Source organism: Herbaspirillum sp. Her3 (assembly GCF_057961275.1).
This window is the reverse complement of record NZ_CM176328.1, coordinates 4423018-4440015: the sequence shown is the minus strand read 5'-3', so window position 1 is coordinate 4440015 and position 16998 is coordinate 4423018. Positions and strand designations below refer to the sequence as shown.

At 64.5% G+C, this 16998-nt stretch carries 14 protein-coding genes; 7 read left to right on the top strand and 7 right to left on the bottom strand.

What is annotated here, in order from left to right:
* From ACVC5H_RS20305 to ACVC5H_RS20295, 3 genes are all read right to left on the bottom strand, one after another.
* Positions 1-1197, bottom strand: coding sequence for an acyl-CoA dehydrogenase family protein (locus tag ACVC5H_RS20305; protein WP_489619537.1), 1197 nt, complete (start codon positions 1195-1197; stop codon positions 1-3).
* A gap of 39 nt (positions 1198-1236) precedes the next feature.
* The gene (locus ACVC5H_RS20300) at positions 1237-2427 is read right to left on the bottom strand and encodes an acetyl-CoA C-acyltransferase (protein WP_489622737.1); all 1191 of its coding nucleotides are present in this window, start codon (positions 2425-2427) and stop codon (positions 1237-1239) included.
* Between the two features lie 78 nt (positions 2428-2505).
* Complete coding sequence (locus ACVC5H_RS20295) at positions 2506-4647, bottom strand: 3-hydroxyacyl-CoA dehydrogenase NAD-binding domain-containing protein (RefSeq protein ID WP_489619536.1); 2142 nt, start codon at positions 4645-4647, stop codon at positions 2506-2508.
* A 360-nt stretch (positions 4648-5007) separates the two neighbouring features.
* On the opposite strand from ACVC5H_RS20295, the gene ACVC5H_RS20290 reads away from it, so the two are divergent.
* The 6 genes from ACVC5H_RS20290 to ACVC5H_RS20265 all read left to right on the top strand — a co-directional run bounded on the left by ACVC5H_RS20290 (position 5008) and on the right by ACVC5H_RS20265 (position 10554).
* Positions 5008-5808 (top strand): IclR family transcriptional regulator, encoded by an 801-nt coding sequence (locus tag ACVC5H_RS20290; RefSeq protein WP_008326330.1) that lies wholly within the window; start codon positions 5008-5010, stop codon positions 5806-5808.
* Between the two features lie 272 nt (positions 5809-6080).
* On the top strand, positions 6081-7265 hold the full coding sequence (locus ACVC5H_RS20285; RefSeq protein WP_489619535.1) for an ABC transporter substrate-binding protein: 1185 nt from the start codon (positions 6081-6083) through the stop codon (positions 7263-7265).
* A 35-nt stretch (positions 7266-7300) separates the two neighbouring features.
* Positions 7301-8173 carry a branched-chain amino acid ABC transporter permease gene (locus tag ACVC5H_RS20280; protein ID WP_489619534.1) on the top strand — a complete coding sequence of 291 codons (873 nt, stop codon included), beginning with the start codon at positions 7301-7303 and terminating at the stop codon, positions 8171-8173.
* 4 nt (positions 8174-8177) lie between these two features.
* The gene (locus ACVC5H_RS20275) at positions 8178-9155 is read left to right on the top strand and encodes a branched-chain amino acid ABC transporter permease (protein ID WP_489619533.1); all 978 of its coding nucleotides are present in this window, start codon (positions 8178-8180) and stop codon (positions 9153-9155) included.
* Positions 9148-9852: an ABC transporter ATP-binding protein gene (locus ACVC5H_RS20270; protein WP_489619532.1), complete on the top strand. Its 705-nt coding sequence runs from the start codon at positions 9148-9150 to the stop codon at positions 9850-9852. Before ACVC5H_RS20275 ends, ACVC5H_RS20270 begins: the two co-directional genes overlap by 8 nt.
* Positions 9853-10554: an ABC transporter ATP-binding protein gene (locus ACVC5H_RS20265; RefSeq protein WP_489619531.1), complete on the top strand. Its 702-nt coding sequence runs from the start codon at positions 9853-9855 to the stop codon at positions 10552-10554. It abuts the gene before it with no gap.
* Positions 10555-10649: 95 nt separating this feature from the next.
* Here ACVC5H_RS20265 and ACVC5H_RS20260 read toward each other — a convergent pair whose 3' ends face one another.
* Both ACVC5H_RS20260 and ACVC5H_RS20255 read right to left on the bottom strand, forming a co-directional pair.
* A complete protein-coding gene (locus ACVC5H_RS20260) occupies positions 10650-11924 on the bottom strand; it encodes a glucarate dehydratase family protein (RefSeq protein ID WP_489619530.1) in 1275 nt (424 codons plus the stop codon).
* Positions 11925-11967: 43 nt separating this feature from the next.
* The gene (locus ACVC5H_RS20255) at positions 11968-13287 is read right to left on the bottom strand and encodes an MFS transporter (RefSeq protein WP_489619529.1); all 1320 of its coding nucleotides are present in this window, start codon (positions 13285-13287) and stop codon (positions 11968-11970) included.
* 217 nt (positions 13288-13504) lie between these two features.
* Between ACVC5H_RS20255 and ACVC5H_RS20250 the strand changes: the two genes are divergently transcribed.
* The gene (locus ACVC5H_RS20250) at positions 13505-14227 is read left to right on the top strand and encodes a GntR family transcriptional regulator (protein ID WP_489619528.1); all 723 of its coding nucleotides are present in this window, start codon (positions 13505-13507) and stop codon (positions 14225-14227) included.
* A 96-nt stretch (positions 14228-14323) separates the two neighbouring features.
* Here ACVC5H_RS20250 and ACVC5H_RS20245 read toward each other — a convergent pair whose 3' ends face one another.
* Both ACVC5H_RS20245 and ACVC5H_RS20240 read right to left on the bottom strand, forming a co-directional pair.
* A complete protein-coding gene (locus tag ACVC5H_RS20245; RefSeq protein ID WP_489619527.1) occupies positions 14324-16600 on the bottom strand; it encodes an NADP-dependent malic enzyme in 2277 nt (758 codons plus the stop codon).
* A 14-nt stretch (positions 16601-16614) separates the two neighbouring features.
* Positions 16615-16779, bottom strand: a complete 165-nt coding sequence (locus ACVC5H_RS20240) for a hypothetical protein (RefSeq protein ID WP_489619526.1) — start codon at positions 16777-16779, stop codon at positions 16615-16617.
* Positions 16780-16998 lie beyond the last annotated feature (219 nt).

Genomic DNA, 16998 nt, shown 5'->3' with positions numbered 1-16998 from the left:
TCACAGGCCAAGGATCATCTTGGAGATGATGTTCTTCTGGATTTCATTGGAGCCGCCGAAGATCGACAGCTTGCGATTGTTGAAGTAATGCGCGGCCGCCCCGGCAGCGTCTTCCGGGCCGAGGGCGCGTCCCTCATCAGCTTCGTCCTGTGCCTGCCATTGATAGGGGCGGGCATACGGGCCCATGGCGCGGCGTGTGAGCGCCGTGATTTCCTGGCGGATTTCGGTGCCACGGATCTTGAGCATGGAGCTTTCCGCACCGGGCGCGCCGCCCCCGGCCACGGCCGAGATCACGCGCAGGTTGGTGGTCTTCATGTTCTCCAGGTCGATTTCCACGCGGGCCATGCGGGCGGCAAACAAGGGGTCTTCGGCCAGCGGGCGGCCGTTGCACCGCTGCGTGGCGGCGATTTTCTTCAGGCGCTGCAGTGCGGCCACCGAAAAACCGATGCCGGCGATGTTGGTGCGCTCATAGGTCAGCAGGTACTTGGCGCAGCTCCAGCCACGGTCTTCCTCGCCGACCAGGTTCTGCACCGGCACGCGCACGTCGGTGAAGAAGACCTCGTTGACCTCGTGTTCGCCATCCAGCGTGATGATGGGGCGTACCTCGACACCCGGCGTGTTCATGTCGATCAGCAGGAAGCTGATGCCTTCCTGCTTCTTGGCCTCGCGGTTGGTGCGCACCAGGCAGAAGATCATGTTGGCGTAGTGGCCCAGGGTGGTCCAGGTCTTCTGGCCATTGACGATGTAATGGTCGCCGTCGCGCACGGCATGAGTCTTCACGGCGGCCAGGTCGGAGCCCGCGCCCGGTTCCGAATAGCCCTGGCACCACCAGTCTTCTCCATTGAGGATGCGCGGCAGCCAGTAACGCTTCTGCGCCTCGTTGCCGTACTTGATCAGCACCGGGCCCAGCATGTTCACGCCGAAGGGGACCACGCGCGGGGCATGCGCGAGGCAGCATTCGTGTTCGAAGATGAAGCGCTCGATCACGCTCCATCCGGTGCCGCCATATTCCTTCGGCCAGTGATTGGCCAGCCAGCCGCGCTCGTTGAGGATGGCATGCCACTGCGCCATTTCGTCGCGGCGCAGGTGCTTGCCGCTGGCGACCTTCCCGGACAGGGCCGCAGGCAGCTTCTCGGCCAGGAAGGCGCGCACGCTGTCGCGGAAGGCTTCTTCGGCCGGGGTGAAATTCAGATCCATTCCAGTCTCCTTGAGGATGCGGTGAGGCGCGGGTTCGTTTCAGTAGATTTCAAACAGGCCGGCCGCGCCCATACCGCCAGCGATGCACATGGTGACCACGGCGTAGCGTGCTCCGCGCCGCTTGCCTTCGATCAGCACGTGTCCGGCCAGCCGTGCACCGGTCATGCCGAAGGGATGACCGATGGCGATGGCACCACCGTTGACGTTGAGCAGTTCATCGGGAATGCCCAGGCGGCGCTGGCAATACAGGGCTTGCGAGGCAAAGGCTTCGTTCAGTTCCCACAGGCCGATGTCTTGTACGCGCAGGCCATGGCGCTGCAACAGGCGTGGCACCGCCAGGACCGGGCCGATGCCCATTTCATCCGGTTCGCAGCCGGCCACGGCCAGTCCACGGAAGGCGCCCAGTACCGGCAGGCCGGCGCGTTCGACAGCGCGCGCTTCCATCATCACGCAGGCCGAGGCACCATCGGAAAGCTGCGAGGAATTGCCGGCGGTGATGAACTTGTCCACACCCATCACCGGCGCCAGCCTGGAGAGCGCCTCGACAGTGGTGCCGGGACGGTTGCAGTTGTCGGTGTCCACCGTCACTTCGCGCAGGCTGGTCTGGCCGCTGGCCTTGTCGGTGACTTGCATGGTGGTGGTGCAGGCGATGATTTCGTCGCGGTAGCGCCCGGCCTCCTGCGCCTCGGCGGTCTTGCGCTGGCTGGCTTCGGAGAAACGGTCCTGTTCTTCGCGCGAGATGCCATAGCGCGCGGCCACGATGTCGGCCGTCTCGATCATGGGCAGGTAGAGTTCGGGCTTGTGCTCGACGATCCACGGATCCATGCCGGTGTCGCCACTGTCGGTGGTGCTGCGGCTGCGGAGTTGCGAGATGCTTTCCACACCGCCTGCGATCATCGCATCGGCGCCATCGACCACGATGCGGCCGGCCGCCATGGCGATGGCTTGCAGGCCGGAAGCGCAGAAGCGGTTGACGGTGCTGCCAGCAATGCTGATGGGCAGCCCCGCGCGCACGATGGCCTGGCGCGCGACGTTGCGGCCGGTCGTGCCTTCGGGGTAGCCGCAGCCGAGGATGGCATCTTCGATCTGGCCCGGATCGATGCGCGCGCGCTCGACCGCCGCGCGCACCGCGAAGGCGGCCAGGGTCGGGCCCGGCGTGATGTTGAATTCGCCGCGATGGGCCTTGGTCAAGGGGGTACGCGCAGTGGATACGATGACGGCTTCCCGCATCATGGAGCTCTCCTGAGGTGGTGGTGTCAATGCGGAGACCGGCGCTGGGCGCGGCCCCCGGCGATGCGGGGCGGGCGCTCAGCCGGCCTGGTTCAGCGAATCGAAACTGGCGCCGCGTTCGACCAGTTCCACCAGCAGCGGCGATGGCGTCCAGAACAGCGGATCTTCGGCGGCAAAGGCGCGGATGTCGGCCAGCGCCTTGGGCAGGCCGATCATGTCGGCATACTTCATGGGGCCACCGCGATGACGCGGGAAGCCATAGCCATAGAGGAAGGTCACATCCACATCCAGCGGCCGCAGCGCGATGCCCTGATGCACGACGTTGGCACCTTCGTTGATCATCGCAGCCAGGTAACGGCGCTGGATGTCTTCCTTGCTGAATCGACGGGGCGTGATACCGGCGCGGGCACGTTCCTCGTCGATCAGGGCCAGTACCTCCGGATCGGGCGTGCCGCTGCGTGCGCCCTCGGCATAGCGATAGAAACCGCGTCCGCTCTTCTGGCCGAACCAGCCGCGCTCGCACAGGCGGTCGGCAATGTGCACGTAGCGCGCACGCGGGTCGCGTGTGGCAGCGCGGCGCTTGCGGGTGGCCCAGCCGATGTCGCCACCGGCGAGGTCTGCTACCTGGTAGGGGCCCATGGCAAAGCCGAAGTCGCGTACCGCCTCGTCGATCTCATAGGGCGAGGCGCCATCTTCCATCAGGGCGTCGGCCGCCTGGCGATACACCGCCAGGATGCGATTGCCGATGAAGCCATCGCATACGCCCGCGCGCACCGGCACCTTGCGCAGGCGCCTGGCCAGCTCGAAAGCGGTGGCCACCACGTCGCTGGCGACCTGGCGCGGCACCACGATTTCCAGCAGCTTCATCACGTTGGCGGGCGAGAAGAAATGCAGGCCGATCACGTCCGCAGGCCGCGAGATGCTGGCGGCAATCGCATCGATGTCGAGGTAGGAGGTATTGGTCGCCAGCACTGCGCCGGGCTGGCAGACGCGATCCAGTTCTGCGAATACGGCTTGCTTCACGGCCAGGTCTTCGAATACCGCTTCGATGACCACATCGGCCGTGGCCAGGTCTTCATAGCGGGTGCTGCCCTGCAGGCGTGCCAGCACGGCGTTGCGCGCCTCGGGCGTGAGGCGGCCACGGGCGACCTGGGCATCGACGATCTTTTCCACATGGGCGCGTCCACGTGCCAGCGCGGCGTCGTCGCGTTCGATCATGGTCACCGGCAGGCCCGCATCGAGCACTGCCACCGCAATGCCGGCGCCCATGGTGCCGCCGCCGACCACGCCGATGCGTTCGATGCGGCGTGGCTGGGCGTTGCGGGTCTCGGGGGCTTTCTGCACTTCGCGTTCGGCGAAGAAGGCGTGGATCAGGCCGGCGCGCTGCGGGCTGTCCAGGCATTGCAGGAAGAATTTGCGCTCCAGGGCCAGGCCTTCGTTGAAGGGCAGGGTAGTGGCGGCTTCGACCGCATCGATGATCTTGTGCGGGGAGAACAGGCCGCGCGATTTCTTGCCGGCCTCGGTACGCGCCGCTGCAATGGCCGCTTGCGTGGCGGCCGTGTCGGCCAGGGCGGTGCCATCGCGGCTGCGGCGTACCGGCAGGCGCATCTCCACCAGCGCCTGCAATTCGCGCAGGCCGGCGGCGCGTGCCTGTTCGGCGCTGTCGCCTTCGGCCAGCCGGTCCACCAGTCCCAGGGCCAGGGCTTCCTTCGCACTCAGGTGGCGGCCGGTCAGCATCATGTCCAGCGCTGCCCGGGCACCGATGAGGCGCGGTGTACGTTGCGTGCCACCGGCGCCGGGCAGCAGGCCCAGCTGCACTTCCGGCAGGCCCAGGCGAGCGTTGCCGAGCACCAGCCGGTAATGCGCTGCCAGCGCCACTTCCAGCCCGCCGCCCAGCGCCGCGCCATGGATGGCGGCCAGCACCGACTTGTTGCAGGCTTCGATGCGATTGCAGAGTTCGGTCAGCAGCGGCGCTTGCGGCGGCTTGCCGAATTCGCGGATGTCGGCCCCGCCGATGAAGTTGCGGCCGGCCCCGGTGATGAGGATGGCGGCCACGTTCGTATCGGCTTCGCCCTCTTCGATGGCGGCCAGCAGGCCGCGGCGCACGGCCACGCCCAGGGCGTTCACCGGGGGATTGGCAATGGTCACGACCAGCACGGCGCCGTCGCGCGCCAGATGGACGGGGGCCGACTCGGCCGCCGCCGTCGCTTGGGTGGACATGGAACGTCTCCTGTTTTAGTTGTTCCGCACAGCGAAATTACGGTTCGCAAATGGCTTTTGTCGGCAACGATACCGCATTTGCGCCGGATGTGTAAACCGTGCATACCGCAGTCGCCTGATCTGCACAATTGTCAGGAGGGGGCAGGCGGGGTGGGCGTTTGCGGCCGATTGTCCAAATCGCCGTTCAAGCCAGGGGCCACTGCAGGCGTTGTAGGGAGGCGATATCCGGGTGGCTTATTTTGCACAGCGGAACACGCGTTCGCAAATAATTGACACTGCGATTTCAGGTGTGTACATTCCACAGCCAATGAAGGGCAACGTGACCATGCGGCACGGCCCGGCCACGCGGAGATGTGACGGATGGATGAGATTGTGTCGTTCAAGGGTGAGGATGAGAGCCACGACCGGCAGTTCGTCAATGCCCTGGCGCGTGGACTGGAGATCCTGCGGTGCTTCCGCCCCGGCGAGATCTATCTCACCAATACCGAACTGGCCAAGCGCACCGGCCTGCCCAAGCCGACCATCTCGCGTCTCACGCATACCCTGACCCGGCTGGGCTATCTCGAATATTCCGAAGACCAGGGCCGCTATCAGCTCGGCTCGGGCGTGCTGGCGCTGGGCTATTCACTGCTCTCGGGCATGGACGTGCGCAAGCTGGCGCGTCCCGCGATGCAGGAGCTGGCCGACTATTCGCAATGCAACGTGGCACTGGGCATCCGTGATCGCCTGAGCATGGTCTACATCGAGGCCACGCGCGGCCAGTCGGCCGTGACCCTGCGGCGCGACGTGGGCTCGCGCATCCCGCTGGCCACCACGTCGATGGGACGCGCGCTGCTGTGCGCACTGCCCCAGAACGAACGCGATTTCCTGATGGACCACATCCGCCTGCGCAACGAAGAGCAATGGCCCAAGGTCAAGGCCGGCATCGAGCAGGCCTTCAAGGATTACCAGGATCATGGCTTCTGCATTTCGGTCGGCGAATGGGAAAAGACCATCAGCGCCGTCGGTGTGCCCATGATCGATGCCAACGAAGAAAAGATCATGGCCTTCAACTGTGGCGGCCCAGCCTTCATGCTGACGCGCGAGATGCTGATGGAAGACCTCGGCCCGCGCCTGGTGAACGTCGTGCGCACGGTGGAAGCGAGCATGGGCCGCCATTGAGCGGCCAGTAACAAGAACAAGCAATAACCAGTACGGAGACAGAAAACCGGCAGCGCAGGCATGACCGGTTTCAGTAGCAGCGCGGTACCGCAAGTCCATCAAAACAAGACAAAGAAGATCAGACCGTCCGGATCATGCCGATCCGTTTCAGCAATGGGTACGTTGCGCCTCGGGCGCGAAGGCTACGCCATCTCCATCGCTGAACCGGAACGCGTCCGCACAGGCGGACAGGACATCACATCAACATCATCCAGATGAAAGAGGTGGAGACAATGACGAACAAATACCAAGGCCTCCGGCGGCTGGCCCTGCTGGTCTCGATGACCACGGCTCTGGCAGCCGGCATGAGCAGCGCGGCGGCCGATGAACTCAAGGTCGGCGTGGAAATCCCGCTGACCGGCAGCCTGGCGCGGGTCGGCTCGGGCATGCAGGAAGGTATCAACGTGGCGGCCGACGTCTTCAACAAGACCAATGGCAAGCACAAGATCAAGCTGGTCACCATCGATGACGAATCGGCCCCGGCCAAGGCCATTGCCGCCGTGGAGAAACTGGCCGGGGAGGGTGTGCTGGCCATCACCGGTGGCTACGGTTCCAACAACATCGCCCCGGCCGCCGATGCAGCCGGCAAGGCAGGGCTGGTCTACGTGACCTCGGGCGGGGTGGATGACAACCTGGTCAGCAGCGGCCGCAAGAACTTCTTCCGCATCAACAACGTGGCCGGTTACCAGAAGGCCATGGTGGGCCTGCTGGAAGACATGAATGCGCGCTCGGTGGCCATCGTCTATTCCACCAAGGAAGCCACCGCCGCGCTGGCCAGGGACCTGGAAAAAGCCTGGGGCGCCAAGGGACTGAAGGTGACTTCGCACGCTTTCGATCCGGCCATCAGCGACTTCAAGCCCATCATCAACAAGATCAAGCTGCAGGACAAGCCGGAAGTCATCGCCATGATCGGCTACGAGAACGACTACGTGGGCATCCTGCGTGCGGCGCGCGTGCTGAAGCCCTCGGTCAAGGCCATGGTGGGTGTATGGTCGCTGGCCACGCCCAAGATGGCGCAGGACTTCCCGGACCTGGTGCCCAATGTGTATGGCACGGCACTGCTGCCGTTCCCGGCGCAATTCACCACGGCCGATGGCAAGCTCTTCGAAGAGACCTACCGCCGTCTCTACAAGAAGGACCCGGACTACCTGGGCCAGTTCGGCTACGTGCAATCGATGCTGCTGTTTGAAGCCATCGCCCGCGCCGCCGACAAGGGGACGCTGAAGAAAGACGGCGTGGCCGAAGAAATGCGCAAGACCGACCGCGACACTTTGATCGGCCGCGTGCAGTTCGGTGCCAATGGCGACAACCTGAACTTCACCCACCACATGGGCCAGCACCAGGGCGACAAGGTGGCCATCGTCTGGCCCAGGGCGGCGGCCACCAACAAGATGAATTATCCGGCAGTGCCCTGGTAACGCCCGGCCGGCGCCCACTCCAACGGAATGCAGACATGACTGAACTGATACTGCAAGCCCTGTACTCGGGGCTGCTGCAGGGGGGCTCCTACGCCCTCATTGCCCTGGGCCTGGCGCTGGTGTTCGGCGCCATGCGGGTCATCAACCTGGCGCAGGGCGAGCTGGTGCTGCTGGCCGCCTACATTGCCTATTCGGTGGAGTCCGGCCTGGGCGTCAATCCGGTGCTGGCCATTCCGATTGCGCTGGTGGTGGTGTGCCTGACCTCGGCCATCGTGTATGCCGTGGTCAGCCGCATCAAGAAGGACCGCGAAATCAATTCGCTCATCCTCACCTATGGCATCGGCGTGATCCTGACCAACGGCATGCTGCTGATCTGGAAGGCCGACATCCGCTCCACCAGTTCCGAATGGCTGCAGGAAGCCTTCGTGCTCGGTCCCTTCTACAGCATGCGCAGCGAAGTGCTGTTCTTCGGCGTGAGCCTGTTGATGATGGCCGCCCTCTGGTGGTGGCTCTCGCGCAGCTGGTATGGCCGCGCCGTGCGGGCGGTGTCCAGCAATCGGGATGCGGCCAAGCTCATGGGCATCAACCCGGGCTATACCGAACTGGTGTCCTTCATCGTGGCCGGCATCCTGGCGTCCTTCGCGGGGGTGGCATTGTTCAGTTATGGTGTTATCAGTCCGGCTTATGGCGGGGTGCTCACAGTCAAGGCTTTCATTATTACTGTGCTGGCCGGTGTGGGCTCCATTCCCGGCGTGCTGATCGGGGCGGTGCTGCTGGGTGTGGCCGAAGCGCTGACCGTGACCCTGGCCAGCTCGGCGCTGCAGGAACTGGCGGGCATGGGGCTGTTCCTGCTGGTGCTGTTCATCATGCCCAACGGCTTGTTCGGCCTGCGGGCAAGAAGGGGGTAAGACGATGACGATGAACCGGAACAAGCTGCCCGCCCTGCTGGGCCTGCCCTTGCTGCTGGTGGGTGTGCCGCTGCTGCTGGCGCAGGATCATTACGTGATGAGCCTGCTGGTGGCCTCGATGGTGATCGGTGGCATCGCGCTGTCGTGGGCGCTGCTGGGCAACCTGGGCGGGATGATCAGCTTTGGCCATGCGGCGTTCTTCGGCGTGGGGGCCTATACCTCGGCGGTGTTGAGCATGAAATACGGCGTGCCGGTACTGGCCGCGCTGCTGCTGGGTGGCGTCGGTGCGCTGGTGGCGGCGCTGGCGATGCTGCCGGTGTTGCGCTTGCGCGGACCGTATTTCGCGCTGGCGATCCTGGCCTATGCGCATATCTTCCGCATCCTCGCTACCGAATGGACGTCGATGACGGGCGGCTCGGGCGGGCTGTCCAGCATTGCGCGCCTGCCCACCGTGCTGGGACTGGACCTGTCCAGCAAGATCGGCGCGTATTTCGTGATCCTGCTGATCGTGGCCGTCTTCGCACTGGTCTATGCCCGCGTGCGCGAGAGCCACTATGGCCTTGCCCTGCGCGCGATGCACGAGAGCGAGGATGCCACCCGCGTGGTGGGCGTCAACAGTACCGTGCTCAAGGGCATGATGCTGCTGCTGTCGGCCTTCATGTGCGGCGTGGTCGGCGCCTTCAATGCGCATTACATCAGCTTCCTCGAACCGGACTATGCCTTCAGCGCCTTGTGGGTGACGATTCCCATCGTGGCCGCCATCTTCGGCGGCTATCGCAGCATCACCGGGCCCGTGATCGGTGCGGTGGTGGTGTATCTGCTGGATCAGCTGGTGTTCAAGAACCTCATTCCCTCCGGCCACCAGCTGGTGCTGGGGGCCTTGCTGGTGGCGATGATCGTCTTCAGTCCCGATGGCCTGCTGCCGCTCCTTCGCAAGGTCGGCAAGCTGGGCAAGCGCAATTCGGGAGAACAGCATGCTTGAGCTGCAAAAAGTCTCGGTACGTTTCGGCGGCCTGACGGCGGTCGATGAAGTCTCCCTGAAGGTGGGCACGGGCGATGTGGTCGGATTGGTCGGTGCCAATGGCGCGGGCAAGACCACGCTCTTCAATGCCATCTCCGGACTGGTGCGGCCCACCAGTGGCGCCATCCGCTTCCATGGCCAGGATGTCCTGCATGCACCGCTGCATCGGCGTGCGCGGCTGGGCATCGGGCGCACCTTCCAGATTCCGCAGCCCATGCATGAACTGACCGTGCGCGAGAACCTGATCGTGGCCCAGCGCTTTGCCACCGGCAAGGTGGACGCGCGCAAGATCGATGAGGTGCTGGCCTTCACCGGCCTGACGGAGAAGGCCGGGCGCGATGCCGCCACCGGACTGGCGCTGACCGAGCTGAAGGCGCTGGAGGTGGCCAAGGCGCTGGCTACGCAGCCCAAGCTGCTGTTGCTTGATGAAGTGCTCGCCGGACTGGAAACCAATGGCAAGCGCCGTTTCATGCAGATGCTCAAAGGCCTGCACGAAGCCTTTGCGGTGGGTATCGTCATCATCGAACACGACATCGAAACCATCAGCAAGCTCTGCCCGCGCGTGGCCGTGCTCAACTTCGGCCAGCTCATCGCCGAGGGCGCGCCGGCCCAGGTGTTCAATGATCCGGCGGTCATCAAGAGTTACACGGGAGCGTGAATGCTGGAAGTCACCAATCTGCGCGCCGGCTATGGCGCCATCAACGTGCTGTGGGATGTCTCGCTGACGGTGGGACAGGGACAGCTGACCACCATCATCGGTCCCAATGGCGCCGGCAAGACCACGCTGCTGCGCGCCATCATGGGCCTGATCCCGGTCGGGCAGGGGCAGGTCAGCCTGGACGGCCGAGTGCTCAACGGCATGCCGACCTGGGAAATGTCCAAGGTCTCGATGGCCATGATCCCGGAAGGACGCATGATCTTCCGCGCCATGAGCATCGAGGAAAACCTCATCGTCGGCGCCTTCGCCCCGCAGCATCGGGCGCGGGTGAAGGACAACCTGGAACGCGCCTATACGATGTTCCCGCGCCTGCGCGAACGGCGCCGCCAACTGGCCGGATCGCTCTCGGGCGGGGAGGCGCAGATGCTGGCGATGGCGCGCGGACTGATGTCCGAGCCCAGGCTGCTCATCATCGACGAGCCCTCCTTGGGACTGGCGCCGGTGGTGGTCAACGAGCTCTTCGAGATCCTTGCGCGCCTGAAGGAAGAGGGCCGCACCATCATCCTGGTGGAGCAGAACACCGAGCGCGCCGTGGGCGTGGCCGATCATGTCTACCTGATGCAGGGCGGCAGGGTGATCCTGTCGCAGAAGGCCGCCGATGTAGCGCTAAACCACCTGCATGATCTTTACTTCGCACGATGAGGCTGGGGCGGCCTTGCTGGCCTGCCTCTCCCTCTGGTGCATGAAGGTTCCGGCAAAAAATCACGGTGGCTGCGGCCGCCGTATTTGTTGGATGTTCAGAAGCGCGGCTTGACCGTCTTCCAGTCGGGTTTGTATTTGCGCATCTGGCCCACGTCGTCGCGCTGGCGGATGCCGCATTCCAGGTAGAGCTGGTGCAGCTTGCGCAGCTGATCCTGGTCGATCTCCACGCCCAGGCCCGGCGCATCGGTGATCTGCACGCAGCCATTGCGAATGGGCAGCTTGCCGCCCCGGATGACTTCTTCGTCGGGCTCTTGCCAGGGATAGTGCGTATCGCAGGCATAGGACAAATTCTCCACCGCCGCCGCCACGTGCGACATCGCCATCAGGCTGATGCCCAGGTGGGAGTTGGAATGCATCGACACGCCCAGGCCGAAGACGTCGCACATCTTCGCCAGTTGCTGGGTATCGCGCAGGCCGCCCCAGTAGTGGTGATCGGCCAGCACGATCTGCACGCTGTTCAGGGCGACACTGCGGCGCAGTTCGTCGAAGTCGGTGACCACCATGTTGGTGGCCAGCGGCAGGCCGGTGCGGCGGTGCAGTTCGGCCATGCTTTCCAGGCCGGGGGTCGGGTCTTCGTAATATTGCAGGTCGTCGCCCAGCAGCTCGGCCATGCGGATGGCAGTCTCCAGCGACCAGTTGCCGTTGGGGTCGATGCGCAGCGGGGCGTCGGGGAAGGCTTGCTTGAGCGCCTTGATGCAGGCGACCTCATGCTCGGGGTCCAGCGCGCCGGCCTTGAGCTTGATGCTCTTGAAGCCGTTTTCCTCGATCATCTTGCGCGCCTGCGCCACGATCTGTTCTTCGCTCAGGGCCTCGCCCCAGGCGTCCGGCGCATAGGGACTGTCGATGTGCTGCGCATACTTGAAGAACAGATAGGCGCTGAAGGGAATCTCCTTGCGCACCGCGCCGCCCAGCAGGTCCACCAGCGGCACGTTCAGGTAACGCGCCTGCGCATCCAGGCAAGCGACTTCGAAGGCCGAGTAGGCATTCGACACCGCCTTGCTGGCGTGCGAGCCGGGCGCCAGTTCGGCCCCCGCATTGCTGGCCGGCGCCATCGCCGCCACCACGCCGCGCACGATGGCACGCAGGCCGTTGAGGTTGAACGGGTCCAGGCCGACCAGGTGTTGCTTCACCAGATCGAGGATCTTCAGGGCCGGGGCATCGCCGTAGCTTTCACCCAGGCCGATGTAGCCATTGTCGGTTTCGATCTCGATGATGGAGCGCAGCGCATAGGGTTCGTGGATGCCGCTGGCATTCAACAGCGGACCATCCTTGAAGGCGATGGGGGTGACGGTGACGCGGGCGATTTTCATGCTGAACTTTCTGTGATGTGCGGGAAACGGATTGGACTGATCTTCAGCGCGAGGCCGCCGGCCCCGAGCGCGCCAGCAATACCACGCCGGCCGCCACCAGCGAGGTGATGGCCAGCCCCATCAGGCCACCCTGGATGGAGCCGGTGCGCTGCTCCAGGAAGCCGAAGGTGGTCGGTGCGACGAAGCCGCCGAGGTTGCCGATGGAATTGATCAGGGCAATGACGCCGGCCGCAATGCGCGCATCCAGATAGCCCTGGGGCAGCGGCCAGAACAGCGAGGAAGCCGCCTTGAATCCCACCGCCGCAAAGCAGATCGAGACGAAGGCATAGACCGAGTTGCCGAAGGTGGAGGCGAACATGCCCAGCGCCGCGATCACCAGGGCGGTGGCGGCCCAGGCCTGCTGGTGCTTGAAGCGGGCGGCCAGGGCGGCGAAGGCGTACATGGCGACAATCGAGATCACCCAGGGAATGGAATTGAACAGCCCCACCTGGAAATCGCTGAAGCTGCCCATCTTGCGGATGATGCTGGGCAGCCAGAAGGTGGCCCCATAGATGGTCAGCGAGATCGAGAAGTAGATGAAGCAGAAGATCACTATCTGCGGATCGCGCAGCAATTGCAGCGGCGAGACATGGGCGGGTTTGTGCTTCAGGCGCTCGGCCTGTTCGGCCACGATGGTGCTGGTGATGGCCGCGCGTTCCTCAGTGCTGAGCCACTTCGCATCGGTCGGCATCGAATCCAGCCAGAACCAGACGAAGCCGCACAGTACCACCGAGGCCATGCCTTCGATGATGAACATCCACTGCCAGCCATGCAGGCCGCCGCCATCGAGCTGCAGCAGGCCGCCCGAGATCGGCCCGGAGAGGATGGATGCCAGCGCCGACCCGGACAGGAAGATCGCCATGGCGCGCCCGCGTTCGCTGGCTGGCAGCCATTGCGTGAAGTAGTAGATCACCCCGGGGAAAAAGCCGGCCTCGGCCGCGCCCAGCAGGAAGCGCAGCAGGTAGAAGGTGTTCTCGCTGTTGACGAAGGCCATGGCCGTGGCCGCCAGACCCCAGGTCGCCATGATGCGTGTGAGCCAGGCCTTGGCGCCGAAGCGTTGCAGCAGCAGGTTGGAAGGCACCTCGAAGAGCGCATAGCCGACGAAGAACAATCCCGCGCCCAGTCCATAGGCGGCCGTGCTGATGCCCACGTCGGTGGCCAGGTGGCTGCGCACGAAACCGATGTTGACGCGATCGATGTAGTTGACGATGAACATCACCACGAACAAGGGCAGCACCCGATGCTTGATCTTGCTGACCGCCTGCTGCAAGACGGAAGGCTCGGCCGCTGCGAAGGCGCTGGCCGATGGCTTGATGGTTTCCACACATGTCTCCTGAATGGGAAGGGTGCTGTCGTGGTGGGCTTCTGATGGCCGTGCCGGCACTGAACTTCCTCCGGTCATCGTACGACTGCGCGATTTGATGCATTAAAACACTAATATATTAGTGCGTCAATGAGGCCCGGACAGGTATCATGCCGGGCATGAGAGCTGGCGGCCGGTTTGTTGACACGCTGCCCGTTTTTAATTGAGGATTTCCTGCATGAGTACTGCCACCCCATCCACCGCTACCGAGCCCGTCACCTTCACCGTTCCCCCGCTGGACCGTTCACGTCATGCGGCGCCGCAGGTTTTCGAGCATCTGCGCGAGCTCATCATCGGTGTGCAGCTGGCGCCCGGTACGGTCCTGCAGCGGGCCGAACTGGCCGCGCAATATGGCCTGAGCCAGACGCCCATCCGCGATGCGCTCATCAAGCTGGGTGAGGAGGGGCTGGTCGATATCTTTCCCCAGCATGCCACCATGGTCAGCGCGATCAATGTGACGCTGGCGCGGCAGGCGCATTTCCTGCGCCGATCCATCGAGCTGGAGATCGTCCATACGCTGGCGCGTCGTACCGATGGCGCATTGGTGAGCCGGCTGCGCGGCAGTATCGAGGTGCAGCGCGTGCTGGCCGGGCGGGAGAACTATGCCGAGTTCGTGCTGGCTGACCAGGCTTTCCACCGGCTGATGTATGAGGCGGCGCAAGTGCCGGAGCTGTGGGCCATGGTGCGACGGCAGAGCGGTAACCTGGACCGCCTGCGCAACCTGCACGTGCCGCTGCCCGGCAAGACCCGGCGCGTGTTGCGCGATCACGCAGCCATCGTCGATGCGATTGCGGCGGGCGATGCGCAGGCGGCGCAGGCTGCCTTGCGTGAGCACCTCTCGGGCACGCTCACGCATCTGGAAGAGATCCGGCAGCGCTTCCCGCACTATCTCAAGGATTGAACGCGCCGCCGCGTTCCGGTACTCCCAAGGAAAACGCCCCGCCGTCTTGCGATGGCGGGGCGTTGTTCATGATGCAGCCGAAACGGTGTTACCGGCTCAGGCCTTGGACTTGCCGTCCTGCGCCATGGCCGCAGCCAGCGCGGTCATGTTGATGACGCGACGGACCGTGCTCGATGGGGTCAGCACGTGCACCGGTGCGGCCGCACCCAGCAGGATGGGGCCGATGGTGGTGCCCTGGCCGCTGCTGGTCTTCAAGACGTTGAAGAGGATGTTGGCGGCATCCAGGTTGGGGCAGACCAGCACGTTGGCGGCGCCCGTCAAACCGCTGTCGGCCAGACCGGCATTGTGGCGGATCTTTTCCGACAGGGCGGCGTCGCCATGCAGTTCGCCGGCGGATTCGACTTGCGGGGCCAGCTTCTTGAAGGCTTCATGCGCAGCGGCCATCTTGCGGGCCGAGGGACGCGAGGAGCTGCCCTGGTTGGAGTGCGACAGGAAGGCCACCTTGGGCGGCACACCGAAACGCGCCACTTCTTCGGCCGCGGCCTTGGCGATGCGGGCCAGTTGCTCGGCGTCCGGGCTGTCGTTGACGTAGGTGTCGGTGATGAAGAGGGTCTGTTCCGGCAGCAGCACGGCGTTCAGGGCGGCGAATTCCTGTGCGCCCTCCTTGAGGCCAATGACCTTTTCCACGTGGGCCAGGTGGCCATCGTAGTTGCCGTCCAGGCCGCACAGCATGGCGTCGGCGTCACCGGCCTTGACCATCAGCGCCGCCAGCAGGCTGCCGCTGGCGCGTACGTCGGCTTGGCTGCCGTCCTTGTAGTGGGCGGCGTATTGCGCCACGCGGGAGTCCGTAGCCGGGTCGATCACCTGCACGTCCTGGCCGATCTTGAGGCGCAGGCCGGCCTTCTTGATGCCGGCTTCGATGGCGCCGGGTTCACCGACCAGGATCGGTGCGGCCAGGCCTTCGTCGGCGACGAACTGGACCGCGCGCAGCACGCGCTCATCCTGACCATCGGCGTAGACCACGCGCTGCGGCGCGACCTTGGCGGTGTGGAACACCGGCTGCATGAACATGCCGGTCTGGTAGATGAAGCGGGTCAGTTCTTCGCGGTAGGCGGCGTAGTCCTGGATGGGACGGGTGGCCACGCCGGATTCGGCGGCGGCCTTGGCCACGGCCGGGGCGATCTTCAGGATCAGGCGCGAATCGAACGGGGTCGGGATCAGGTAGTCGGGGCCGAACACCAGTTCCTTGCCCGGATAGGCGGCGCTGACTTCGGCGCTGGTCTCGGCCTTGGCCAGGTCGGCGATTTCACGCACGCAGGCCAGCTTCATGGCTTCGGTGATCTTGGTGGCGCCGCAATCGAGGGCACCACGGAAGATGTAGGGGAAGCACAGCACGTTGTTGACCTGGTTCGGATAGTCCGAACGGCCGGTGGCGATGATGCAATCCGGACGGACCGACTTGGCCAGTTCGGGGCGGATTTCCGGTTCCGGGTTGGCCAGCGCCAGGATGATGGGCTTGTCGGCCATGGTCTTGACCATCTCGGCAGTCAGCACGCCCGGGGCGGAGCAGCCCAGGAAGACGTCGGCGCCATTGACCACATCGGCCAGGGTGCGCGCTTCGGTCTTGATGGCGTAACGCTGCTTGGAAGCGTCCAGGCCACCGGGGCGGCCTTCATAGATGACGCCCTTGCTGTCGACCATGTAGACGTTGTCGCGCTTCACACCCAGCCCGATCATCACTTCCACGCAGGCAATGGCGGCAGCACCCGCGCCGGAGACGGCGATCTTGACCGCGCCGATGTCCTTGCCGACCAGTTCCAGGCCGTTCAGCAGAGCCGCCGAGGAGATGATGGCGGTGCCGTGCTGGTCATCGTGGAAGACCGGGATGTTCATGCGGGCCGAGAGCTTCTGTTCGATGTAGAAGCATTCCGGGGCCTTGATGTCTTCCAGGTTGATGCCGCCCAGGGTCGGTTCCAGCGCGGCGATGATCTCGACCAGCTTGTCGGGGTCGTTCTCGGCCAGTTCGATGTCGAACACGTCCACGCCGGCAAATTTCTTGAACAGGCAGCCCTTGCCTTCCATCACCGGCTTGGACGCCAGCGGACCGATGTTGCCCAGGCCCAGCACGGCGGTGCCGTTGCTGATGACGGCCACCAGGTTGCCGCGCGAGGTGTAGTCGAAGGCCTTCAGCGGATCGGCTTCGATGTCCAGGCAGGGATAGGCCACGCCCGGGGAGTAGGCCAGCGACAGGTCGCGCTGGTTGGACAGCGGCTTGGTGGCACGGACTTCGATCTTGCCGCGTGTCGGGGTGCGATGGTATTCGCGGGCGGCGTCACGCAGGAGTTGCTCGGCGGCGGAAATTTGTTGGGTCATGGTCTTCTTGAGGGTTAAACGGTCCTGGACAAGCGGTCTGCGCAACGACGGGCGTCGGCGGCCAGCTTGCGCTGTTCTTGTTTCCTGGTCTTGAATGCGGCGGGCCGATCGGGAAGGATGGTGGATTCTCGTCGGTCCGGAGTAGGGTGCAGGATCCGGCCGCCGATACCGGTGGCCATGGCCCGCGCCTGCCTCCGCCTGCTCCGGGCTTGTGGCAGCCGGAACGGGTGCGGGGAGGGGGATATTACCTAAAATTTCACATTTCGGGTTTTTTGCCCGCTTGCTGTTTGATCTGGTGGAGCGGCATGTCGGCCCCTTTTGGCTGTTACAACCTGTTTCCAAGTCGACGATTGTTGACACAAATTTGCAAGCGGATCGCGCGCATAATCACTTTGACA